The sequence below is a fragment of the Lentzea sp. CC55 genome, assembly GCF_021056325.1.
In the GTDB taxonomy this organism is placed as follows: domain Bacteria; phylum Actinomycetota; class Actinomycetes; order Mycobacteriales; family Pseudonocardiaceae; genus Lentzea; species Lentzea jiangxiensis.
On sequence record NZ_JAJCXE010000002.1, the window covers coordinates 1 to 22,194 of the forward strand.

At 70.9% G+C, this 22,194-nt stretch carries 24 protein-coding genes and 1 pseudogene; 16 read left to right on the forward strand and 9 right to left on the reverse strand.

What is annotated here, in order from left to right; all coding sequences use genetic code 11:
* The 3 genes and pseudogenes from L6E10_RS00630 to L6E10_RS00640 all read right to left on the reverse strand — a co-directional run.
* Positions 1 to 1,239, reverse strand: a pseudogene (locus L6E10_RS00630) (hypothetical protein); the annotation flags it as partial.
* A 1-nt stretch (position 1,240) separates the two neighbouring features.
* Positions 1,241 to 1,555, reverse strand: coding sequence for a WXG100 family type VII secretion target (locus tag L6E10_RS00635; RefSeq protein WP_236215822.1), 315 nt, complete (start codon positions 1,553 to 1,555; stop codon positions 1,241 to 1,243).
* A complete protein-coding gene (locus L6E10_RS00640) occupies positions 1,552 to 2,022 on the reverse strand; it encodes a YbaB/EbfC family nucleoid-associated protein (RefSeq protein ID WP_236215823.1) in 471 nt (156 codons plus the stop codon). Before L6E10_RS00640 ends, L6E10_RS00635 begins: the two co-directional genes overlap by 4 nt.
* Positions 2,023 to 2,118: 96 nt before the next feature.
* Here L6E10_RS00640 and L6E10_RS00645 point away from each other — a divergent pair, with 96 nt between their 5' ends.
* A complete protein-coding gene (locus L6E10_RS00645) occupies positions 2,119 to 2,568 on the forward strand; it encodes a MaoC family dehydratase (protein ID WP_236215824.1) in 450 nt (149 codons plus the stop codon).
* Between the two features lie 474 nt (positions 2,569 to 3,042).
* Here the strand turns inward: L6E10_RS00645 and L6E10_RS00650 are convergent, their stop codons facing one another.
* The 3 genes from L6E10_RS00650 to L6E10_RS00660 are packed head-to-tail and all read right to left on the reverse strand — an operon-like array spanning position 3,043 to position 5,303.
* Positions 3,043 to 3,972, reverse strand: coding sequence for a hydroxymethylglutaryl-CoA lyase (locus L6E10_RS00650; protein ID WP_236215825.1), 930 nt, complete (start codon positions 3,970 to 3,972; stop codon positions 3,043 to 3,045).
* The gene (locus L6E10_RS00655; RefSeq protein ID WP_236215826.1) at positions 3,959 to 4,483 is read right to left on the reverse strand and encodes a PH domain-containing protein; all 525 of its coding nucleotides are present in this window, start codon (positions 4,481 to 4,483) and stop codon (positions 3,959 to 3,961) included. Before L6E10_RS00655 ends, L6E10_RS00650 begins: the two co-directional genes overlap by 14 nt.
* A gap of 13 nt (positions 4,484 to 4,496) precedes the next feature.
* Complete coding sequence (locus tag L6E10_RS00660) at positions 4,497 to 5,303, reverse strand: biotin--[acetyl-CoA-carboxylase] ligase (protein WP_236215827.1); 807 nt, start codon at positions 5,301 to 5,303, stop codon at positions 4,497 to 4,499.
* A 117-nt stretch (positions 5,304 to 5,420) separates the two neighbouring features.
* Between L6E10_RS00660 and L6E10_RS00665 the strand changes: the two genes are divergently transcribed.
* Together L6E10_RS00665 and L6E10_RS00670 are read left to right on the forward strand one after the other, a co-directional pair.
* A complete protein-coding gene (locus tag L6E10_RS00665) occupies positions 5,421 to 7,067 on the forward strand; it encodes an acyl-CoA carboxylase subunit beta (RefSeq protein WP_236215828.1) in 1,647 nt (548 codons plus the stop codon).
* Entirely contained in the window at positions 7,064 to 7,300 is a 237-nt protein-coding gene (locus tag L6E10_RS00670; protein WP_236215829.1) for an acyl-CoA carboxylase subunit epsilon, read from the forward strand. The genes L6E10_RS00665 and L6E10_RS00670 overlap by 4 nt, the downstream gene beginning before the upstream one ends.
* Positions 7,301 to 7,306: 6 nt before the next feature.
* On the opposite strand, the gene L6E10_RS00675 is transcribed toward L6E10_RS00670, so the two are convergent.
* Positions 7,307 to 7,696 (reverse strand): hypothetical protein, encoded by a 390-nt coding sequence (locus tag L6E10_RS00675; protein ID WP_236215830.1) that lies wholly within the window; start codon positions 7,694 to 7,696, stop codon positions 7,307 to 7,309.
* A gap of 77 nt (positions 7,697 to 7,773) precedes the next feature.
* Between L6E10_RS00675 and L6E10_RS00680 the strand changes: the two genes are divergently transcribed.
* The 3 genes from L6E10_RS00680 (at position 7,774) to L6E10_RS00690 (ending at position 11,217) form a co-directional block, all read left to right on the forward strand.
* Positions 7,774 to 9,186, forward strand: coding sequence for an MFS transporter (locus tag L6E10_RS00680; RefSeq protein ID WP_236215831.1), 1,413 nt, complete (start codon positions 7,774 to 7,776; stop codon positions 9,184 to 9,186).
* Positions 9,146 to 9,745, forward strand: a complete 600-nt coding sequence (locus L6E10_RS00685; RefSeq protein WP_236215832.1) for a nucleoside triphosphate pyrophosphatase — start codon at positions 9,146 to 9,148, stop codon at positions 9,743 to 9,745. The genes L6E10_RS00680 and L6E10_RS00685 overlap by 41 nt, the downstream gene beginning before the upstream one ends.
* A 185-nt stretch (positions 9,746 to 9,930) precedes the next feature.
* Complete coding sequence (locus L6E10_RS00690; RefSeq protein WP_236215833.1) at positions 9,931 to 11,217, forward strand: dicarboxylate/amino acid:cation symporter; 1,287 nt, start codon at positions 9,931 to 9,933, stop codon at positions 11,215 to 11,217.
* Between the two features lie 87 nt (positions 11,218 to 11,304).
* Here L6E10_RS00690 and L6E10_RS00695 read toward each other — a convergent pair whose 3' ends face one another.
* Complete coding sequence (locus tag L6E10_RS00695) at positions 11,305 to 11,961, reverse strand: hypothetical protein (protein WP_236215834.1); 657 nt, start codon at positions 11,959 to 11,961, stop codon at positions 11,305 to 11,307.
* A 133-nt stretch (positions 11,962 to 12,094) separates the two neighbouring features.
* Here L6E10_RS00695 and L6E10_RS00700 point away from each other — a divergent pair, with 133 nt between their 5' ends.
* From L6E10_RS00700 to L6E10_RS00735, 8 genes are all read left to right on the forward strand, one after another.
* A complete protein-coding gene (locus L6E10_RS00700; protein WP_236215835.1) occupies positions 12,095 to 13,867 on the forward strand; it encodes a biotin carboxylase N-terminal domain-containing protein in 1,773 nt (590 codons plus the stop codon).
* A gap of 31 nt (positions 13,868 to 13,898) precedes the next feature.
* Complete coding sequence (locus tag L6E10_RS00705; RefSeq protein WP_090094886.1) at positions 13,899 to 14,285, forward strand: DUF1707 domain-containing protein; 387 nt, start codon at positions 13,899 to 13,901, stop codon at positions 14,283 to 14,285.
* Positions 14,264 to 15,061: an HAD-IA family hydrolase gene (locus L6E10_RS00710; RefSeq protein ID WP_236215836.1), complete on the forward strand. Its 798-nt coding sequence runs from the start codon at positions 14,264 to 14,266 to the stop codon at positions 15,059 to 15,061. The genes L6E10_RS00705 and L6E10_RS00710 overlap by 22 nt, the downstream gene beginning before the upstream one ends.
* A gap of 11 nt (positions 15,062 to 15,072) precedes the next feature.
* A complete protein-coding gene (locus L6E10_RS00715; protein WP_236215837.1) occupies positions 15,073 to 15,639 on the forward strand; it encodes a GNAT family N-acetyltransferase in 567 nt (188 codons plus the stop codon).
* A 6-nt stretch (positions 15,640 to 15,645) separates the two neighbouring features.
* Positions 15,646 to 16,230: a DUF3558 domain-containing protein gene (locus L6E10_RS00720; RefSeq protein ID WP_236215838.1), complete on the forward strand. Its 585-nt coding sequence runs from the start codon at positions 15,646 to 15,648 to the stop codon at positions 16,228 to 16,230.
* A 95-nt stretch (positions 16,231 to 16,325) separates the two neighbouring features.
* Positions 16,326 to 16,691, forward strand: coding sequence for a transcriptional regulator (locus L6E10_RS00725; RefSeq protein ID WP_236215839.1), 366 nt, complete (start codon positions 16,326 to 16,328; stop codon positions 16,689 to 16,691).
* A 2-nt stretch (positions 16,692 to 16,693) separates the two neighbouring features.
* Entirely contained in the window at positions 16,694 to 17,923 is a 1,230-nt protein-coding gene (locus L6E10_RS00730) for a PPE domain-containing protein (protein ID WP_236215840.1), read from the forward strand.
* A 14-nt stretch (positions 17,924 to 17,937) separates the two neighbouring features.
* Entirely contained in the window at positions 17,938 to 18,729 is a 792-nt protein-coding gene (locus tag L6E10_RS00735) for an ESX secretion-associated protein EspG (protein ID WP_308102640.1), read from the forward strand.
* A 750-nt stretch (positions 18,730 to 19,479) separates the two neighbouring features.
* On the opposite strand, the gene L6E10_RS00740 is transcribed toward L6E10_RS00735, so the two are convergent.
* The gene (locus tag L6E10_RS00740) at positions 19,480 to 19,929 is read right to left on the reverse strand and encodes a gamma-glutamylcyclotransferase family protein (protein WP_090048059.1); all 450 of its coding nucleotides are present in this window, start codon (positions 19,927 to 19,929) and stop codon (positions 19,480 to 19,482) included.
* A 109-nt stretch (positions 19,930 to 20,038) separates the two neighbouring features.
* Here L6E10_RS00740 and L6E10_RS00745 point away from each other — a divergent pair, with 109 nt between their 5' ends.
* Positions 20,039 to 21,442 carry an NAD(P)H-quinone dehydrogenase gene (locus L6E10_RS00745; protein ID WP_236215842.1) on the forward strand — a complete coding sequence of 468 codons (1,404 nt, stop codon included), beginning with the start codon at positions 20,039 to 20,041 and terminating at the stop codon, positions 21,440 to 21,442.
* A gap of 186 nt (positions 21,443 to 21,628) precedes the next feature.
* Complete coding sequence (locus tag L6E10_RS40620) at positions 21,629 to 22,168, forward strand: sortase domain-bontaining protein (RefSeq protein WP_236215843.1); 540 nt, start codon at positions 21,629 to 21,631, stop codon at positions 22,166 to 22,168.
* The last annotated feature ends 26 nt before the right edge of the window (positions 22,169 to 22,194 follow it).

Sequence of the window (22,194 nt, forward strand, 5' to 3'; positions counted from 1 at the left end):
GGCGGGAGCGGCAGGAGCCGCGGGCGCGGACGCCTGCGCCGCCGCAGCCGCCTGGCCGGGCACGTCACCGCGGACCAGCGGCTGCTCGAGCACGGCGGCCGACGCCCGGGTCGTGCCCTCGGCGATCGGGCCGAGAGTGCCCTGAACACTCGGAATCGCTTCCGCCGCGTGGTGCGCGGCAGGCGCGACGGCGTGCCCCACGGCGTGACCCGTGTCGGCCACGAGCCCCGGAAGACCCCGGCCCTCGCCTCGTCCCTGCCCTTCGCCGCGGCCGTGCCCGTCACCGGGACCGTCACCACGCGGCCCGTCGCCCCGCGGCCCGTCACCGTCGCCACGGCCGTCGAGCACCGGGCCGACGGCCTGGTGGGCGCCGGGCACCGCGTCGACGACGGGCTGCACCACGGCGGCGGCGGGGGCCGTCACGGGAGCAGCGGCGTCCAGCACGGGCGCGACGGCCTCGGTCACCGCGCCGGCGACCGGTGCGACGGGCGCCGTCACGGCACCGACGACAGGGGCGACCGGAGCGGTCACCGCACCGACGACGGGTGCGACGGCCTCGGTGACCGGGGCGACCACGGCCGCGACGGGCTCGACGACGGGAGCGACGACGCTCGCCACCGGAGCCACGACGCCACCGACGACGTCCGTGATCGGCGACAGCAGCCCACCGCCCCCTCCGCCACCGGGACCGTGGGCACCGGGCGAGGTGTTGACGGGCGGGGAACCCTGGCTCATGTCCACGCCGCTGTCGAGGCGGATGGCGGACGACAGCAGGTTGGTGAGGTTCGCGACGTTGGCCGCCGCGCCCTTGGTCAGCGTGTCGAGGCCGAGCAGCGCGTTGGGGTTGCCGGCGCTGGCCGACGCCGTCGCCGCGTCGTTGTTCTTGGCGAGCGCCACGAGTTCGCGGACGATCTCCACCTTGGCCGCACCGACCTGCTGGGCGGCGTGGTCGAGCCGGTCGGCGGCCGCGTGGCACCCGCGCGCCGCGCGCTGGAAGTCGCCGTCCGGCGCCACGACCTCGGCCCACCGGCCGCGCGCAGCGTCACCCGTGCCGCCCGTCAGCCCGTCGAGCGCGCGCGTGGCGACGCCGTCGGACGAGGTGCCCAGAGTCTTGATCTTGTCGCCCGCCTCGCGCCACGCGGTGGCGCTGGAGCGCATGGCGTCCTCGTCGGCCTTGGGCCACGAGACGCCCGCCTTGGCGGCGATGCCGGCGAGTTCGGCGGGAAGCTCGATGCCCATGTCAGCCGTCCAACCTTCTCATCGCGGAGGCGTTGCTCTGCTCGACGTGCCGGTACGTCTCGGCCGTCGCGGCGAGCTTCTCGCCCACGTCCCCCAACGTCGTCGCGAGCCCGGCCAGCGCCCCGGCGGCATCCCCGGAGGGCTTCTCGTGCGAGGCGGCGAAGCTCTGCCCCACGGCGTCGTCCCCCCAGCAGGCGCCGAACGCGGCCAGCGCCCTGTCGAGCGCCCCCGCGATCTCGGTGGCCTGCCCGGCGAAGCCCTTGAGGTCGCGCGCCCCGGCGTCCAGCCGCCCGAGGTCGGCCCCGTACCCGGTCATCGGACCCTCCTGTCGATGAGCTCGGAGTCGAGCCAGCTCTCCCGTTGCTCGTTGTCCTCGTCGTCGACGACACGACCACGAACGGGCTGCTGCACCCGATCCACGGTTTCGTATTCCGAGGGCCGCAGATCGGCGGTACCGGCGACCAGCGCGGCGGGGTCGGTGGCGGCGGGCAACACAGTGCTCAACGCCTTGTAGGTGTCCTCAGCCGCACCGGCGGCAGCAGCCGCCACGGTCCGCACGATCAACTCGGCCAGCTGCTCCGGCCGGTGCCGCCGGTAGGCCAGCTCGGAGAGCTCCAGCGAGGCGAGCTTCCCCCCGCCGTCCACGGTCGCGGTGACGGTCCCGTCAGGACTGGACGCCTGCCCGGACACGGCAGCGAGCTCGCGCTGGACGGCAACCAGCTGCTCGCGGCTGCGCCGGTAGTCGGCGAGCAGCTCCTCGACCTGCGCACGGTGGTCGTCCACCGAGTCCCCCTCACACGCATAGCCCTGGGCTCGGGCTCTAGGACGCCCCCGCCCGGGAATCGGTTCCCAGCGAATTCAGTTACGTACGATCAACGCGTGATCGCCTACGAGGATCTGCCCGCAGGCCGCATCATCCCGCTCGGCGAGATGATCGTCGACCGGGAGGACATGCTGGACTTCGCGAGGAAGTTCGACCCGCAACCCTTCCACCTGGACGAGCAAGCGGGCAGGAACTCGATTTTCGGCGGTTTGTCCGCCTCCGGCTGGTACACGGCCTCCCTCTGGATGCGCCGCTGGGTGGACGAGGTCCTCTCCGACAGCACCTCCCAGGGCTCACCGGGCGGCCGCGAACTCTCGTGGCTGGCCCCGGTCCACCCCGGCGACCGCCTGACCTTCGCGGCAACGGTGCTCAGCGCCCGCCGCTCGAAGAAGCGCCCGGAGCTGGGCCTGGTGGAGTTCGAGGGAACGGCGAAGCGCGGCGACGAGCTGGTCTACCGCTTCGTGGCGACGGGCATGTTCACGTCCCGGGCCGCTCAGGACGCCTGACAGCGCGAAGCTGAAGGCGAGCCGAGCCCCAGCGCGAAGCCGAAGGCGAGCAGTCCCGGCTTTTCAGCAAGGCCGCCCGGTGGGGTGCCCCATCACGAGTCGCACCTCAGCTCTCGCTGGCTCGCTCCGGTGCGGCTCGGGACGGGGCGCCACACCGGGACGCACCCCGCTACGCACCAGGCAGCCGCCCAACGCAACAGGCGTGCCATCAACCCGCGAGCGGCGCGGGCCCCTGATCAGATTGCCGGGGGTCTGGGGGCAGAGCCCCCAGGGGAACAACGCAACGCAACCAGGCCGCACGCAACAGCAAGAACCCACGGACAGAGCGCGCACACCCACGCCAAATCCGCCAAACCGCAAGCTGACGCAGGCGTCCCCCCACTCTCAGGACCCCTCGCAACACAACCTACCCAGCACCCCCGACAAGATCGCCGACCCGAGCCGGCCACCCGCGGACAACGCGTCCGGGAGTCGTCACCCGGCCAGCGCCCGGACCACCCGGGAAGGACTGGGCCGCCCCAGCCGCTCGGCCATCCACACCGAGGTCTCCACCAACCTGTCCAGGTCGACCCCGGTCTCGACGCCCAGCCCGTCGAGCATCCACACCAGGTCCTCGGTGGCGAGGTTGCCGGTGGCGGACTCCGCATAGGGACAGCCGCCGAGCCCGCCGGCGGAGGAGTCCACGGTGGTCACCCCGCACCGCAGCGCGGCCAGGGTGTTGGACAACGCCTGCCCGTAGGTGTCGTGGAAGTGCACGGCCAACGACGACACGTCCGAGAACCCCGCCAGCAAAGCCTCGACCTGCCCCGGCGTGGCGACCCCGATGGTGTCGCCGAGGGAGAGCTGCGAACAGCCCATCTCCAGCAGCCGCTGCCCGACCTCCACGACCTGGGAGCGGGCGACGGGACCCTCCCAGGGGTCCCCGAAGCACATCGACACGTACCCGCGGACCTGCAGCCCGGCGGCCAGCGCACGGGAGACGGTCGGCTCGAACATCTCGAACTGCGAGTCGAGCGTCCGGTTCAGGTTCCGGGAGGCGAAGGTCTCCGTGGCCGACGCGAAGATCGCGATGTGCGAGACCCCGGCCTCCAGCGCCCGGTCCAGGCCGCGCTCGTTGGGGACCAGCACGGGGTACACGACGCCGGGCGCGGGTTCCAGCCCGGCCAGCAACTCGGCGGCGTCGGCCAGTTGCGGCACCCACTTGGGGTGCACGAACGACGTGGCCTCCAGAACGGACAGTCCCGAGGCGGCCAAGCGCGCCAGGAACTCGAGCTTCACCGAGACCGGCACCACGACCGACTCGTTCTGCAGGCCGTCGCGGGCGCCGACCTCCCAGATCGTCACCCGCGAGGGCAGCGACCCGGACCCCACGACGTCGGGCAGGCCGACCTCACGCGCGCCCATCGACGACTCCCGGGTGGTGGTCGTCGCCGGGGTTGTCGTTGACCTCTCGGTACAACATCGTGTGCACCTTCTCCACGGACGGGATGTCGTCGAACTCGAGCGGCTCGTCCGAGGCCGACTCGATGACCAGCGTGCCGCAACCGAGCAGCCTGTCCACGAAAGAGTGCTCGAAGCGGACGCTGTTCACACGAGCCAAAGGGATGTCGAGGCCTGTGCGCTTGAACACTCCCTCGCGGTACATCACGCGGTCCGACGTGAGGGTGAAGTGCGTCGTCCGCCAGCGCACGAGCGGGGCGATCGTCAGCCAGAGGACCAGCACGGCGCCGATCACGGCCAGCGCGATCAGCGCGACGGAGGCCCACGACTGGTCCGCGACGAGTCCTGCGAGGTAGGTGCCGAGAGCGACCACCACCAGCAGCCAGAACACCGGGAAGATCAGCACCTTCCAGTGGGGGTGCCGGTGGATCACGACGTGCTCGCCGGAACTCAGCAGGTCGTCGGGGTAGGCCATGGGCCAACCCTAATCACGCCCGGCGCAAATGCACCACGTCACCAGCGGACACGCCGTGGTCCACCCCATCGGTGCCGCGCACGGTCAGCGTGCCGTCGGGTTCGATGCGCACAGCGACGCCTTCCAGCTCCACGCCACCCGAAAGCTCGACGCGCACCCGCTGCCCGATGGTCGCCGAGTGCTCCTGGTACTCCTCCAGCACGCCGGACTCCTCGGCGTCGCCGCCGTTCTTGCGCCACACGCCTTCGAGGCCGGCCAGCTCGACCAGCAGCCGGAACGCCAGCTCCTCGCGGTCGAGTCCGGCGGCACCCGCGTCCTCCAGCGACGTCGGGGCGAGGCCGCCGGGGGCGGGCTGGACGTCGGAGGGCAGCTTCGCGACGTTCAGGCCGATGCCGACGACGACCGAGCCGTCGGCGGTGATCTCGGACAGGATCCCGGCGCCCTTGCCCGCGTCCGGGCCGAGCAGCAGGTCGTTCGGCCACTTCAGCGAGGCCTCGACGCCGACGGACTGGGCGACGCGCACGAGGGCCAGGCCGGCGATCAGGTTCAGCCACGGCAGCCGCGACGGCGGCACGTCGGCGGGGCGGAACAGCACGCTGACGTAGAGGCCACCGCGCGGTGACGACCAGGTGCGGCCGCGACGGCCCTGGCCGGCGGTCTGCTCCAGCGCGATCAGCACGGTCCGGTCGGCGGCACCGGGCGTCGCGGCGAGGTCGGCGTTCGTGGACGGAGTGCTCTCCACGACGTCGAGGGCGGCGTACGGGCCGTTGGGTGCGACGAGCTTCGCGCGCAGCGCTTCGGCGTCGAGTGCGGTGTCCATCGCGCCAGGCTATTGGAACGGAAGAGGGTACGTGCGATCGAACACGACGAACAGGTTGCCGTGACCTGGACAACTGCACGGAGCAGTTCAGCAATGGTCTCGTTAGGCTGCGAGCCCATGAGCAGTGCGACCGAGCCGATTGGGCACGCCCCCACCGAGGCCTCAGGCGCCCCGGACGTCCACACCACCGCGGGCAAGCTCGTTGACCTCTACCGGCGCAACGACGAGGCGGTTCACGCCGGCTCGGAACGCGCGGTCGAGAAGCAGCACGCGAAGGGCAAGAAGACAGCCCGCGAGCGCATCGACCTCCTGCTCGACCCCGGCTCGTTCGTCGAGCTGGACGAGCTGGCGCGCCACCGCTCCACGAACTTCGGCCAGGAGCGCAACCGGCCGTACGGCGACGGCGTGGTGACCGGCTACGGCACCGTCGACGGCCGTCCGGTGTGCGTGTTCTCCCAGGACGTCACGGTCTTCGGCGGCTCGCTCGGCGAGGTCTACGGCGAGAAGATCGTCAAGGTCATGGACCTCGCGATCAAGACCGGCCGCCCGATCATCGGCATCAACGAGGGCGGCGGCGCGCGCATCCAGGAGGGCGTGGTCTCGCTCGGCCTCTACGGCGAGATCTTCTCCCGCAACGTGAAGGCCTCCGGCGTGATCCCGCAGATCTCGCTGATCATGGGCTCGAACGCGGGCGGGCACGTGTACTCCCCCGCGCTGACCGACTTCGTCGTGATGGTCGACCAGACCTCGCACATGTTCATCACCGGCCCGGACGTCATCAAGACCGTCACCGGCGAGGACGTGTCGTTCGAGGAGCTCGGCGGCGGTCGCACGCACAACACGAAGTCGGGCAACGCGCACTACCTCGGCAGCGACGAGGAAGACGCGATCGCGTACGTCAAGGAGCTGCTGAGCTACCTGCCGTCGAACAACCTCTCCGACTCGCCCACGTTCGAGGGCACGCTGGCGCAGGGGTCGATCTCGGACTCGATCACCGACTCCGACCGCGAGCTCGACACGCTCATCCCGGACTCCGCGAACCAGCCGTACGACATGCACGAGGTGATCAACCGCGTGCTCGACGACGGCGACTTCCTGGAGGTCCAGCCGCTGTTCGCGCCGAACATCCTCGTCGGCTTCGGCCGCGTGGACGGCCACAGCGTCGGTGTCGTCGCGAACCAGCCCACGCAGTTCGCCGGCTGCCTCGACATCGACGCCTCGGAGAAGGCCGCGCGGTTCGTGCGGACCTGCGACGCGTTCAACATCCCGGTGCTGACGTTCGTCGACGTGCCCGGCTTCCTGCCCGGCACCGACCAGGAGTGGAACGGCATCATCCGCCGCGGCGCCAAGCTGATCTACGCCTACGCCGAGGCCACCGTCCCGCTCGTCACCGTCATCACGCGCAAGGCGTACGGCGGCGCGTACGACGTCATGGGCTCCAAGCACCTCGGCGCCGACATCAACCTCGCGTGGCCCACGGCGCAGATCGCCGTCATGGGTGCCAGCGGCGCCGCGAACATCGTGCACCGCAAGACGCTGGCCGCCGCCGCTCAGAACGGTGAGGACGTCGACGCCCTGCGCGCGCAGCTGCAGCAGGAGTACGAGGACGCGCTGTGCAACCCGTACGTGGCCGCCGAGCGCGGGTACGTCGACTCGGTGATCCCGCCGTCCTACACCCGCGGCCACGTGGCGCGGGCGCTGTCGATGTTGCGGGACAAGCGCGAGACCCTGCCGCCCAAGAAGCATGGGAACATCCCGCTGTGACCGCGCCCGAGGAGAACAAGCCCCAGGAACAGCCGCTGCTCCGGGTCGTCAAGGGCGACCCGGACGACCACCAGCTGGCCGCGCTGACCGCGGTCGTCGCGGGGCTGGCCTCGGCCGCTCCCGCCGAGGACGAGCCGGAGCGGCGTTCGGAGTGGGCGAACCACGCCCGCCGGGTGCGCCGGCCGGTGCAGCACGGCCCGGGCGCGTGGCGCGCGTCCGGCTTCCCGGGCTAGGCCCGGCTAGGAACACTCCACCCGGCGGCTCGAGACGGTGAGACCGACGGCGACCTCGCGGCAGCGGGTCTCGCCGTCGACCTCGAGCTTCAGCGTCCAGAACGCACTGCCGTAGGCGGTGGTCCGCCTCAGCACCTGCACGCCTGCCTGGTTGACCGGCAGGTTTCCGCGCACAGCGGGCACGACGGACGTGAGGAGCGCGTTCTCCGCGCGATCGGCGGTGTCGGCGAACGGCCAGACGGGAACTCCATAGCCGATCGGGTCGCTCGCGAGCACGCTTCCAACGCCCCACGATCCAATCAGTCCGCCGAGGACGACGAGCAGGGCCGCGATCCGTCTGCGCTTGCCTTCGCGATCGGAACCGCGTTCGGTGAGGACAAGCACCCAGCGCTTCACTCCGCTGAGAGTGCCGACTGAAGAGGTGATCGCGCATCAGCAGTACTACTCAATCGGACCGTGCGAACTGGCGAACCGTGTACGCGCTGTGCATCGGCTTCTTCATGACGCTGCTGGACACGACCATCGTGAACGTGGCGCTGCAGTCGATGATCACGGACCTGGGCGCCTCCCTGAACGACGTCATCTGGGTGGTCAGCGCCTACCTGCTCGCGTTCGCGGTGCCGTTGCTGCTGACCGGGCGGCTGGGCGACCGGTACGGACCCAAGCGGCTCTACGGCGCCGGGCTCGTGCTCTTCATCCTCGCGTCGCTGGCGTGCGGCCTCTCGACCAGCGTGGAGGCGCTGATCGCGTCCCGCGTCCTCCAGGGCCTGGGCGCGGCGGCCATGACCCCGCAGACGATGGCGTTCATCACGCACCTGTTCCCGCCGGACAAGCGCGGTGCGGCCCTGGGCACGTGGGGGTCGGTGGCCGGGTTCGCGACGGTCTCCGGGCCGCTGCTCGGCGGCGTGCTGGTCACGCACCTCGGCTGGGAGTGGATCTTCTTCGTGAACCTGCCGATCGGCGTGCTGGCGGTGGTGCTGCTGGTGCTGTGGGTCCCCGACCTGAAGCCGCGCCGCGCGCCGAGGTTCGACGTGCTCGGGGTCGTGCTGTGCTGCCTCGGGCTCGGGCTGCTGGTGTTCGGCGTCCAGAACGGCGAGCACTACGGGTGGGGCCGGGTCGCAGGGCCGATCACGATCGCCGAGATCATCGCGGCGGGCGTGCTGTTCCTCGCCGCGTTCGTGCTGTGGCAGGCGTCCGCGCGCAACCCCGGGCCGTTGATGCCGTTGCGGATCTTCCGCAACCGCAACTTCTCGCTCGGCAACGTCGCGAACATCGCCATCGGCATCACCGTGACCGGCGTCTTCGTCCCGCTGGCACTGTTCCTGCAGACCGTGCCGAAGCTGTCGCCGCTGATGACGGGCCTGGTCACGGCACCGGCGTCGCTGATGTCCGGCGTGGTGGCGCACTTCGCGGGACGGCTGTCGAACCGGGCGGACGCCAAGTACCTGCCGATCACCGGCTTCGCGCTGATGGCGCTCGGCACCGGCGCGATGACGTTCCTGCTCGGCGACGGTCCGCAGTGGGTCCTGCTGCCGTCGATGGTGGCGCTGGGCATCGGCATGGGCCTCGTGTTCTCGCCGCTCACGAACATCTCGACGCGGACGCTCGACCGGTCGCTGCTGGGCGCCGGGGCCGGCGTCTACAACACCTCGCGGCAGTTCGGGAACGTGCTGGGCAGCGCGACGACGGCCGCCGTGCTGCAGATCGTGCTGACGGCCACGGGTGACTTCACCACGGCCGTGCGGGCGTCGTTCTACCTGCTGCTCGCGGTGATGGCGGTCGGGATCGCGGCCGCGTTCGCCTTTCGCAGGGTCGCCCCTCCGAGCGGCGTGACAGACTCCGCGCGTGCGTCTGATCCTGGCCTCCCAGTCACCCGCCCGTCTTAGCGTCCTGCGGTCCGCGGGCGTCGAGCCCGTCGTCCGGGTCTCCGGCGTCGACGAGGACGCGCTCGTGGCGTCGCTCGACGACCCCACGCCCGAGGAGACCGTCGTCGCGCTGTCCGCGGCGAAGGCCGAGGCGGTCGAGCACGACGACGAGTGCGTCGTCGTCGGCTGCGACTCGATGCTGCTCTTCGAGGGCGAGCTCGTCGGCAAGCCCGGCACGGCCGAGGTCGCGCGCGAGCGGTGGCGCCGGGTGGCGGGCAAGAGCGGTGTGCTGATCACCGGCCACACCGTGCTGCGCGTCTCCGACGGGGTGGTCGTGGACCGCGCGTCGGCCGCCGAGTCGACGACCGTGCGGTTCGGCACGCCGACGGACGAGGAGCTGGAGGCCTACCTCGCGACCGGGGAGCCGCTGCACGTCGCCGGCGGCTTCACGATCGACGGCCTCGGAGGCTGGTTCATCGACGGCATCGAGGGCGACCACACGTCCGTCATCGGCATCAGCCTGCCCCTCACCCGGAGGCTGCTCGGCCGGCTGGGCGTTCCCGTGTCCGCACTCTGGTAGACGCTGGTCACAGTTCACCCGATCAGGGAAGACCCGGCCCCGATGCCGGCGTTGGGACCTAGCGGTGAACATGTACTTGACGCGTCGCAGGCACATCGACCTGGCACGCAGGACGAGCACGGGTTGTCGGAGCTAACGCCTCCGCCACCCCCGTTCAGCTCATCCCTGCCCAGGAGATGTCCCCCGTGTCGTTCGTCCAGACGTACCGCAAACCCAAGGTCTTCGGACTCACCGTCCTCGGCGCGCTCGTGCTCGGAGCGCTGGCCGGCTGGCTCGGCAAGGGCACGTGGCTCGCGCCCGTCCTCGCCAAGATCGGCTCCACGTTCACCGCGCTGCTGCAGCTGACGGTCATCCCGCTCGTCTTCACCGCGATCGTCGTCGGCATCGCGTCGCTGCGGAACCTCGGCGGCGGCCGCACCGCCGCCCGCCTCGGCGGCAAGACGTTCCTGTGGTTCGCCATCACGTCGTTCATCGCGGTGCTGATCGGCATCGCGGTCGCCTCGATCGTCAAGCCCGGCGCGGGCCTGCAGATCGAGCCCGCCGCCGGCGCCGTCGACAAGCTCGCCAAGCGCGCGTCCGGCTCGTGGCAGGCGCTGCTCGACAACCTGGTGCCCACCAACATCTTCAGCGCGTTCACCGAGGGCGACGTGCTGCAGGTCGTGTTCATCGCCGTGCTGGTCGGCTTCGCCGCCTACGCGCTGGGTGACAAGGCCGCGCCGTTCACCAACCTCGTGCGCTCGTTCTTCGAGATCGTCCAGAAGGTCGTCGGCTGGATCATCCTGCTGGCCCCGATCGGCATCTTCGGTCTCATCGGCAACGCCGTGGCGTCCTACGGCAACTCGTTCGTCAAGCCGCTGTTCTCGCTGATCCTGACCGTGTACCTCGGCTCGGCGCTCGTGCTGTTCGTCGTCTACCCGGTGCTGCTGAAGTTCGTCGGCAAGACCTCGCCGGTCGAGTTCTTCCGCAGGGCGGGCACCGCGCTGCAGTTCGCGTTCGTGTCGCGCTCCTCGGGCGCCACGCTCCCGCTGTCCCGCAAGGCGGCCGCCGACCTCGGCGTCCCGGACGAGTACGCGAACTTCGCCGTGCCGCTGGCCACGACGACCAAGATGGACGGCTGCGCCGCGGTCTACCCGGCCGTCGCGACGATCTTCATCGCGAACCTGTTCGGCATCCAGCTCTCGGTGTGGCAGTACGTCGCCATCGTCGGTGTCGCCGTCTTCGGCGCGCTGGCCACGGCCGGCACGACCGGCTGGTACACGATGCTCACGCTGACCCTGAGCGTCGTCGGCCTGCCGCCGCAGGTGATCGCGACCGGTGTGGCCGTGGTCTACGCGATCGACCCGATCCTCGACATGATGCGCACCGCGACCAACGTGGCCGGCCAGATCACCGTGCCGGTGGTCGTCGCCCGCGGCGAGGGCCTGATCGAGGAGCCCGCCGCTCCGGCGGAGAAGGACCTCGTCAACGCCTGACGCCTGCTCCTGGAGTTCGAGGGGACGGAGAGCCGCGGCTCTCCGTCCCCTCTTCCGTTCTCGGCCGGGGTTCGGCGTGGCACGTCGCTAGGAGTCGGCGCAGGGCCGCAGCTGCGACAGCTTCGGAACGGGCGTGGGCCAGCCGGGGAGCTGTTCGCGCGCGGGGGTCGGCGTCGTGCAGCCCACGTTCGGCCCGAGCGCCGAGAACACCTGCACGAACGAGTCCTTGCACAGGCCGTCGCAGGCGAGCTGGGCCGCGACGATGTCCGCGGTGCCGTCCTCGTTGACGTCGTGCAGCCCGAGGTAGCCGGCACTGGACAGATAGGCCGCTTGGGCGCGTGACCACGTGCCGTCCTTGCGGAGCAGCACCTCGCCGAGCACCTTGCCGCCGTGCTCGCCGCGCACGAGGCACACGCTGACCGCCGCCTCCGCGCACTGCAGCGACTTGTCGGTCACCACCGCGCCGGACTCGGCGATGGTCATCTCGAAGATGAACGGCCCCGAGTCGCCGGTCACCCTGATGCGGCCGCCGCCGGTGCCGGAGAGCAGCTCGACGAGGTCCCCGCCGACCGACTTGCCGATGACCACCTGGCAGACGGTGGTACCGCAGCGCATTCCGGGGTCGGTGCCGTACTGACCTGAATCGGTGTTGTCCGGGCGTTGGAAATAGGCGAACACCAGCCCCGCGACGACGATTGCGGCAGCGGCGACGGCGACCACCTGCACGGACCTGGTTCCACCCACGTCGAAGATTGTGCTCGATGTGCCCGCAACGGATGTGAAGTGAGCCGTCTCTCCCTCTCGGAGTTCACCGATTTCCGTAGACTGCGGCACCAGCCCGAGCCGTAATTACCGGTCCAGCAGGAGGTACGACGCCGTGTCGCTGCGCAAGGTCCTCATCGCCAACCGCGGTGAGATCGCCGTCCGGGTCATCCGCGCCTGCCGTGACGCCGGTCTGACGAGCGTCGCCGTCTACGCCGATCCCGACCGCGACGCGCCGTTCGTCCGGCTCGCCGACGAGGCGTTCGCGCTCGGCGGCAACACGCCCGGTGAGAGCTACCTGTCGTTCGAGAAGGTGCTGAACGCCGCCGCGCAGTCCGGTGCCGACTCGGTGCACCCCGGCTACGGCTTCCTGTCCGAGAACGCCGACTTCGCGCAGGCCGTGATCGACGCCGGTCTGGTGTGGATCGGCCCGACGCCCCAGGCGATCCGCGACCTCGGTGACAAGGTGACGGCGCGGCACATCGCGATGCGCGCGGGCGCGCCGCTGGTGCCCGGCACCAAGGACCCGGTCAACGGGCCGGACGAGATCATCGCCTTCGCCCGGGAGCACGGGCTGCCCGTCGCGATCAAGGCCGCGTTCGGCGGCGGCGGCCGCGGCCTGAAGGTCGCCCGCACCCTCGAGGAGATCCCGGAGCTGTTCGACTCCGCGGTCCGCGAGGCCGTCACGGCGTTCGGCCGCGGCGAGTGCTTCGTCGAGCGCTACCTGGACAAGCCGCGCCACGTCGAGGCGCAGGTCCTCGCCGACACCCACGGCAACGTGATCGTCGTCGGCACCCGCGACTGCTCGCTGCAGCGCCGCCACCAGAAGCTGGTCGAGGAGGCGCCCGCGCCGTTCCTCACCGACGAGCAGCGCGCCACGATCCACAGCTCCGCCAAGGCGATCTGCCTGGAGGCGGGCTACCACGGCGCCGGCACCGTGGAGTACCTCGTCGGCCTCGACGGGTCGATCTCGTTCCTGGAGGTCAACACCCGCCTCCAGGTCGAACACCCGGTGTCGGAGGAGACGACGGGTCTCGACCTCGTGCGCGAGCAGTTCCGCATCGCCGCGGGCGAGAAGCTGCGCCACACCGAGGACCCGACGCCGCGCGCGCACTCCATCGAGTTCCGGATCAACGGCGAGGACGCCGGTCGCGGCTTCCTGCCCGCGCCGGGCACGGTGACGACGTTCACCGCGCCGTCCGGTCCCGGTGTCCGCGTGGACGCCGGTGTCGAGAGCGGCTCGGTGATCGGCGGGCAGTTCGACTCGTTGCTGGCCAAGCTGATCGTCACGGGCGAGACCCGCGAGGAGGCCCTGGCGAGGTCGCGGCGGGCGCTCGACGAGATGGTCGTCGAGGGCATGGCGACGGTGCTGCCGTTCCACCGCGTGATCGTGCGGGACGCGGCGTTCACCGCCGAGAAGCCCGAGGGCTTCACCGTCCACACCCGCTGGATCGAGACCGAGTTCGACAACCGCATCGAGCCGTTCACCGGCGGCGGTGCCGAGTCCACCGACGAGACGCCGCGCCAGACCGTGGTCGTCGAGGTCGGCGGACGCCGCCTGGAGGTGTCGCTGCCGGGCGACCTCGCCGTGGGTGCGCGGCCCGCCGCGGCCGGTGGTGCCGCGAAGAAGCCGAAGACCAAGCGCGCCGGTGGCGGTGGCGCCGCCGCGTCCGGTGACGCGGTGGCCGCGCCGATGCAGGGCACGATCGTGAAGGTGGCCGTCGAGGACGGGCAGACCGTCGAGGCGGGCGACCTGATCGTGGTGCTGGAGGCCATGAAGATGGAGAACCCGGTGACGGCGCACAAGGCCGGCACCGTGACGGGGCTCGCGGCCGCGCCCGGCGACCCGATCACCCAGGGCACCGTGATCTGCGAGCTGAAGGACTGACCCGCCGGGTCGCTCACCTACGATTGGGTGCGTGAGCGACCCGTCCAGGGACATCCGCGTAGGTGACACCGAGCGCCAGCAGGCGTTGCAGGTGCTCGGCGAGCACATGAGCGCCGGCCGCATCGACGTCGAGGAGTACGGCGAACGGTCCGCGAGGATCACCACCGCGAAGACCCGCGGCGAGCTGATGGCGTTGTTCCACGACCTGCCCGACCCGCGGCCGCAGTTCGTCGCGCCGGTGCCGATGTTCGCCGAGCCGGCCAAGGCGCCCGCGCGCCGCTGGGAGGGCGCGGTCGTGCCCGTCGTGGGCGTGGCTGTCGCGATCGCGTTCTTCGTGCTCGTGAGGAACCCGCTGATCTTCCTGCTCATCCCCGCCTTCGCCATCCTGTGGGGCGCGTGGAACGGACGCCGGCGCTGAAACCGCTGCTGCTGCTGGACCTCGACGGCGTCCTGCGCTCCTGGCCGCCGACGCCACCGCACATCGCCGAGGTCGCCTTCGAACCCTCGCTGCTGCGCCGTGCCGTCACCGGGCAGATCACCGACGAGCAGTGGCGCGACGAGATCGCCCGCCAGGTCCCGCGGGCCGAGGTCGAGGCCTGGGCCGGCACCGGCGAGGTGATCACCGAGGCGCTGGCGCTGGTGCGGCTGGCCCGGCGGCGGTGCTTCGTCGCGTTGCTGTCCAACGCCACCACGCGGCTGGAAGACGACCTGGCCGTGCTGGGCCTCGACACCGAGTTCGACGCGGTCCTCAACTCGGCGCGGCTCGGGCTCGCGAAGCCCGACCCCGCGCTCTACCGGCGGGTGCTGGACGAGCTCGGGTACCCGACCGGCGTCTTCTGCGACGACTCCGAGGAGAACGCGGTCGCCGCGACGGCGGCAGGGCTCGACGGCGTGCACGTGCCGGACACGGCGGCGTTGCGGAAGGCGCTGGCGGTGCGCGGGCTCGTCCCCGCGACCGTGCTGCTGATCCTGCCGGACCGCGACGACGCCGAGGAGCTCGCGACCGAGCTGCTGGAGGCGGGCTGGGGCCCGTGCGCGGTGCACCGCGACATGCTGGCGGGCGAGGACGACGCCGAGGACGTGGACTGGGTCGTCGAGCTGACGACCGCGCCGGACGGCCTGCCCGCGTCGGCGCACCGCCCGGAGCTCGACGAGGTGGCGGAACGGCACGACGGCTTCACCGGCGACCACTAGCCTCCACGCCTGTGGAGCCAGTTGAGATCAACGCGGGTGAGTACTACCTGCGCGCCTTCCGCCACGACGACCGCGTCGACGACGTCCCCGCGATCGTCGAGGCGTTCGCCGACGAGGAGACCAACCGCTACCTCGGGAACCTGGAGATCACCAGCCCGGGGGCCGCGGAGATCTACGTGCGGTTCCTGACGAGCAGCTGGAAGCACGACCACCGGTGGTCGTGGGCGGTGTGCGACGCGACGACGGCGGAGCTGCTGGCCGGGATCGTCGTCCGCGACCTCGACCTCAAGACGGGCGTCGGCGAGGTGATGTGCTGGTCGCAGCCCCGCCACCGCGGCAAGGGCGTGCTGCCGACCGCGCTCAACTCGATCCTGGGCTGGGTGTTCGGCGGAGCGGGGCTGCACCGGATCGCCTATCGGCACGCCGCCTCGAACAAGGCGTCGCAGCGCGTGGCGGAGAAGTGCGGGTTCACCCTGGAGGGTCGTCTTCGCGAGGAGACGATCGTCGATGAGCAGCGAGAAGACCAGTTGCTGTGGTCACGACTGGCCACCGACCCCTACCCGGAGCAGCTACGGTGACCGGCCATGCGGACGCCGGCGCTCCTGATCGTCGCGGTGGCGCTGGCCGGTTGCACGGCGGTGCCCCAGCAGAGCTCGTTGACCACCCCGCCGCCCCCTCCCCCGCCGACCACCACCTCCGCCACGCCGCTCGACCTCCCGCCGCGGCCGCGCCCGGTGCCGCTCGACGAGGTGGACCCCTGCGCTCTGCTCACCGCTGACCAACGCACGTCGCTGAGCCTCGACAACCCGCCCGGCGCGTACGTCGAACCGAGCTTCGGCGGCGCGCGTGCGTGCACCATCAGGAGCACCACGAGTGGAAATGTGGCGAGGATCGCACTCGTCGTCGTCTCGGGCGCCGACGTGTGGCTGTCGGAGAACGCTCAGGTGGAATACGCGCTCGGCACGATCGAGGGCTTCACGGCGATCACGGTCCGCACACCCGACGTGCACGACGTCTGCAATGTGGAAATAGACGTTGCCGATGGGCAGTTCGTCGACGTCATGTTCCGCGACGGCGGCAATTCGACTGCGGTACAACAAGATCATCTCTGCCTCGGGGCCCAGCGCGTGGCCGAGGCCGTGATGGCCAGTTTGCTCCAAAAGCGCTGACCCACACGGGCGGATGTCACTGATCGCACTCCACAGCGTTACCTCGGGTGGATAGAGTGTCGAAGCTCGCAGGTACAACCGCCGGAGGTTTCACGATGCCGCCAGGGGGACGCAGCGGGGCAGACTCCTCGCCGCCCGTCCAGCACCAGCTGAACGTGGAACCGGAGGCGATCCCAGCGTTGCGCAACACGTTCTCGGCCGCCCTGATCAAGCTGGACAAGCAGATCGAGATGGCGATCACCGAGTTCCGCGTGCGCCCGTGGGCGGGTGATCCGGTCAGCGCCGAGGCCGCGGACAAGTTCAACGACCGCTCCATCAGCGACGGCGACTCGGCGTTGCAGGCGCTGCTGAACTACCAGCGGCAGCTCAAGACCGCGATGGACAACCTGAACCAGATCGAGCGCCAGTACCGGACGGTCGAGGGCGACAACACCGGCATGATGAACAAGAGCGGGTGCTGACGATGGCTGATCACCGCTGGCAGGGCTACAGCCACAAAGAGCTGTACGAACGCATCCACTCCGGTCCCGGCCCCTCCGCGTCGTTCGCCTCCATGGAGCGCTGGGCGGGCGTGTCGGCCGCGCTGACCGAGATCAACGAGGACCTGCACAAGGGCATCGCGTCGTCCGGCGCGAAGTGGAGCGGCAAGGCCGCCGAGATGGCGCAGTCGGGCCTCAACCCGGTCGCCGCCTGGGCGGACACCGCGCGCACCGGCTCGGACGTCATGCGCTACTCCGCCGAACTGCAGGCGGGTTACATCTCGAAGGCCCGCGCCGACATGCCGGCCCCGGTCGCCGTGACCGCGGAGCAGCCGGGCGCCCTCGTCACGGGCCTCACGCACCTCTTCGGCGGCCAGACCGACCACGAGAAGCAGGAGGCGGCCCAGGACGCGGCCGAGCGCCGCGCCCGTGAGGTCATGTCCACCTACGCGTCGTCCACGACCGCGAACACCTCGACCCTCGGCCAGTTCACCCAGCCCCCGCAGTTGCAGATCAGCGGTGCCGGCACCGTGAGCGGCGGCGGCACCCAGATCGGCACGGCGGCCGTCTGGGGCTTCGGCCCGCACGGCACGGGCGGCAGCGCCACCCGCGGCCGCACCGGCTCGGGCTCGCGCGGCTCGGCCACCTCGTCGCCGCGCCCCACCACGACCACGACGCCGGGTTCCACGACCCGCACCTCGGGCACCGCGGTGACCTCGGCCGCGGCCGCGAAGGGCTCCACGTCGATCTCGTCGTCGTCGTCGACGACGGGCACGGGCCTCGTCGGCACCGGAACCGGCACCGGAACCGGGACCGCGGGCGTCGGCCTGCCGGGCCAGCGCACCTCCGGCCGTTCCGACTCGTCGAAGTCCGGTTCCGAGGTGAAGCAGATGGAGGACGGCGCGACCGCGGCCTCCAGCGCCGCCGTCGGCACGGTCATGCAGCAGGGTCACGCGGCCGGCGTCGCGAACGTCTCGGGCTCGGCCATGGGCCCGATGGGCACGGTCGGCGCGTCGAACAACAACGACCAGGTCCACCGCCGCGCCGTGCCGATGCCGCAGGCGTTCGACCCGTTCGGCGGCATGGGCCCGCGCAAGGGCGAGGAAGAGGAGGACCTCGAGCACAAGGCCGCCGACTACCTCCGCGAGCGCGACGACATCTACGGCGTGGGCAGCTACGCGCTGCCCGTGATCGGGGAGAGCACGACGGACTGATGACTCTGTTCGGCTTGGACGTCGGAATGAACGACACGCGCGACCCGGTGATCATCTCTGCACTGGAGTTCGACGTCCTCTGGGAGCACCTGGGCCTGGAAACGATGCCGCTGGTCCTCAAGGTCCCCTCCCCGGGCAAGACCACGGAGGAACGCCGCGCCATCGAGGACCAGGTGTGGCTCCAGCTGGGAGCGCGAGGCCTGGGCGGCCCGCGCTCCCTGGACCCGACCCTCGAAGACCTGCTGCACGTCCTGAACCGCCCGCAGCAGGAGATCGACGGCCGCATGTGGCTCCAGGAACGCAGCGTCCGGGTCCTGGCGGCCGGCAAGGGCCAGGCAGGCGTGCTGGCCGTCCTCGACGGCGGCCAGCTGGTCCTGCGCCCGGCGGAAGCCGACGGCCTGCCACGGGAAGCACTGACCGCCCTCCCCACCGCCCCGGCGGGTGAAGGCCACTCCATCACCCTGCCCTCGGCGGAACTGGACGCGGCCGCCTCCTCCGCCAGCACGCCGGAAGACCTGGAACAGGCCCTCCAGGGCCGAATCCGGGCAGACGACGCCCACACCCTGTCCGAAATGGTCCGGGACGCCTCGAACCGGGGCCAGTTCGGCGCCGCGGCCCGCGACAAGTGGGGCAAACGAGTCCGCCCGGACCGCGTGGTCGCCTTCTACGACACGCCGAAGGGCCGCTACCTGCAGATGCGCCGCGCCTCCGAAGGCCAGGAGCCGTGGTCGACCATCACGCCGGTGGACTACCGCCGCCTGCACCACCACCTGGTGGAGCTGCTGGCGGAGGCGACCGGGGCCTGAGGCTCGGGCGCTGGGGGCGGTCCTCGGCAGGCACGGACTCGGGGACATGACGGCATCCGCTTGGACGCACAGCGGGCGAGGCGGCCTGCGCAGCAGGCGAGACGGCCCGCGCAGCGGGCGAACGCGGCAGGCGCAGCAAGCAAGGCGGCCCGCGCAGCGGGCGAACGCGGCGAACCACGCGGTAGGCGCACCCAAGCGCGAAGCGAGCCCGGAGAGCAGGCTGACGCAGGGGTCCCCTCAGATTTCGGGTCCCCCGCGACCGAATGTACTCAGAGGGTCTGACATTTCCGACGCCGAGCAATGCGAAGCCGAAGGCGAGCCGTCACGAGAATTCCCCCAGGGCAAAGCCGAAGGCGAGCCACCAGTCCACCAACCGCAACGGCGAAGCCGAGCCGTGCAAACCACACGGCTCTGACCAGCGGTGATGACGCAACCACGACGGCGATCGGGGCTTGACTTCGGGTGCGAGATGCTACCGTTGCCCGGATCGGCCGAGCCTTTCTGCTCGGCTTTTCAGGCCGACCCAGCATCTCGCGAGGGCCCCGAAGTCAAGCGCCGATCGCAATCGTCGCGAAGCGGCGATGAATCAACCACGCGCGATGCAGGACTCAAGGCGACCACCCGCACAAAGGTGACAACGCCACACAAGGCGACCACCCCGCTGGAACAGGCACCAGCCACCCAGGCCGACCCGCACCAACCCAGGCCGAACCGCCTCAGCCCTGAACCGTCACCCCCGACCGTCACCGGTCAGGGCCCGATCCCCTGACAAGGCCGGGTCCGCAGGTCGTTCACGTAGTCGTCCGGCGCCCCGGCGGCCTCGGCCGCGTCCGCCACGACCCCGATGTACCGAGCCGACGGCAGCCCGCCCTCGTACGCGTCCAGCACGTAGAGCCAGGCCACCACGGATCCCTCGAGGGTCTGCACCCGCAACCGGATCTTCTTGTACAGGCCGAGCGCGCCCTCCCACCGGTCCAGCCGCGACTCGTCGCGCGGGGACACGTCGTAGAGCACGCAGAACGTTTGGTGGTCGGGCTCCTCGACGATCGTCGCGAGGGCACCCTCCCAGCCGAGGTCCTCGCCGCCGAAGGTCAGGCGCCAACCGACGAGCCAGCCGGTCCCCGCGAGCGGGGAGTACGGGGCTCGCTCCATCATCTGGTTCGGATCCATGTTCGACCCGTACGCGGCATAGAGCGGCACGTCCGACAGCGTAGCGACCCATCGATCAGCTTTCGGTACTGACGACACGCTGGTTTCGGCCAACGCGTACGGTTGTGCCGGCCAGCAAGCACGCAGAAGGGAACTGATCGTGACCCGCATCGTCATCATGGGCGGCGGACCCGCAGGTTACGAGGCAGCCCTGGTCGCGGCCCAGCACGGCGCCGACGTGACCGTGGTCGAGAACGACGGGGCGGGGGGCGCGTGCGTGTTGTACGACTGCGTGCCGTCCAAGACCTTCATCGCTTCCGCGGGGGCTCGCAGCGCCTTCCGCAATGCCGGTGAGCTGGGGATTCAGACCCACAACGAGCAGGCCGCGGTGGATCTGCCGGTCGTACACGGACGGGTGAAGGGCTTGGCCCTGGCGCAGTCCGCGGACGTCCGGGCGCGTCTTCAGCGCGAAGGTGTGCGGCTGATCAACGGGCGCGCGAAGTTCGTCGACGACTCGCGCGGGCTCGCTCAGCACCGGGTCGTCGCGACGGGCGCGGACGGGTCGGAGGAGGTCCTCAACGCCGATGTGGTGCTCATCGCAACGGGCGCGACGCCGCGCGTGTTGCAGGGCGCGGAACCCGACGGCAAGCGGATCCTCACCTGGCGGCAGATCTACGACCTCCCCGAGCTGCCCGAACACCTCGCGGTGATCGGGTCGGGCGTCACGGGTGTCGAGTTCGCCAGCGCCTACACCGAGATGGGCGTGAAGGTGACGATGGTCTCCAGCCGCGACCGGGTGCTGCCCCACGAGGACGCCGACGCGGCCGTGGTGCTCGAGGACGTGTTCGCCGAGCGCGGCACCGCCGTCGTCAAGCACGCCCGTGCCGACCGGGTCGAGAACACCGGCGACGGCGTTCTGATCCACCTGGAAGACGGTCGCACGATCGAGGCATCGCACGCCCTGATGACGGTCGGCTCGGTGCCCAACACGAACGACATCGGCCTCGACAAGATCGGCATCGAGCTCGGGCGCGGCGGGTACATCCCGGTCGACCGGGTCAGCCGGACGAACGTGAGCGGCGTCTACGCCGCGGGCGACTGCACCGGTGTGCTGCTGCTCGCGTCGGTGGCCGCCATGCAGGGCCGCATCGCGATGTGGCACGCGCTGGGCGAGGGCGTCAGCCCGATCAAGCTCAAGACCGTCGCCGCGAACGTCTTCACCAACCCCGAGATCGCGAGCGTCGGCATCAGCCAGCAGGCGATCGACTCGGGTGAGGTGCCCGCGCGCACGATCATGCTGCCGCTCGCGACGAACCCCCGCGCGAAGATGGAGGGCCTGCGCCGCGGCTTCGTGAAGCTGTTCTGCCGCCCGGCGACGGGGGTGGTCATCGGCGGTGTCGTCGTGGCCCCGAACGCGAGCGAGCTGATCCTGCCGATCGCGCTCGCCGTGCAGAACCAGCTGACCGTCGAGCACCTCGCGACGACCTTCTCGGTCTACCCGTCGCTGTCGGGCTCGATCACCGAGTCGGGCCGCCAGCTCATGCGGCACGACGACCTCGACTGAGCGGCACCGGTACGACGAGCAGTGCCCCGGACACGACGTGTCCGGGGCACTGCCGCTTCTCCGGCCAAGTCCGAAGTGGACGGAACCCGCCGTCGACCGGCGCACCGGCGGCGTCGTGACGATCACATTTCGGATCTTCCCGGTCCTGACGGGCAACGAGCCCACCGGATGTGCGTCAATGGGTTCGTGGGGACTCGTGTCTTGATCGCGGTGCTGAGCGTGGCGCTCGCCACGGCCTGCTCGCAGACGCCGGCACCGAAGCCGTCGGCGGCGCCGGCGAGCGACACCGCTCCGGCGCCGGTGGTGTCGCCGCTTGGGAACTCCGACCCGATGGAGCTGCGGATCGAACGGATCGGCGTGCGGTCCTCGCTGATCGCGCTGGGGCTCGACCCGCAGGGCCTCGTCCAGATGCCGCCGGTCAACGAGGGCATGCAGGCCGGCTGGCACCAGACGCGACCCCAGCAGTGGATCATCGTCGGCCGGATCGAGAGCAACAAGGCGATAGGGGTCTTCTACCGGCTCAACGACCTGCTCCAGGGCGACCTGGTCGAAGTGTCCAAGAAGGACGGTTCGGTCGCCCGCTTCACCGTGGCGCGCACGGAGAGGATCATCCGCGACGACTTCTTCGAGGAGGCCGTCGCCAGGGACCGGGACGAGCAGGGGCTGCGGCTGATCACGTGCGGCACCCGCGACAACGTGATCGTGCACGCCGTCCCGGCCCAGTGACGAGGGTGCGCCCCGGAGCCGCCTGA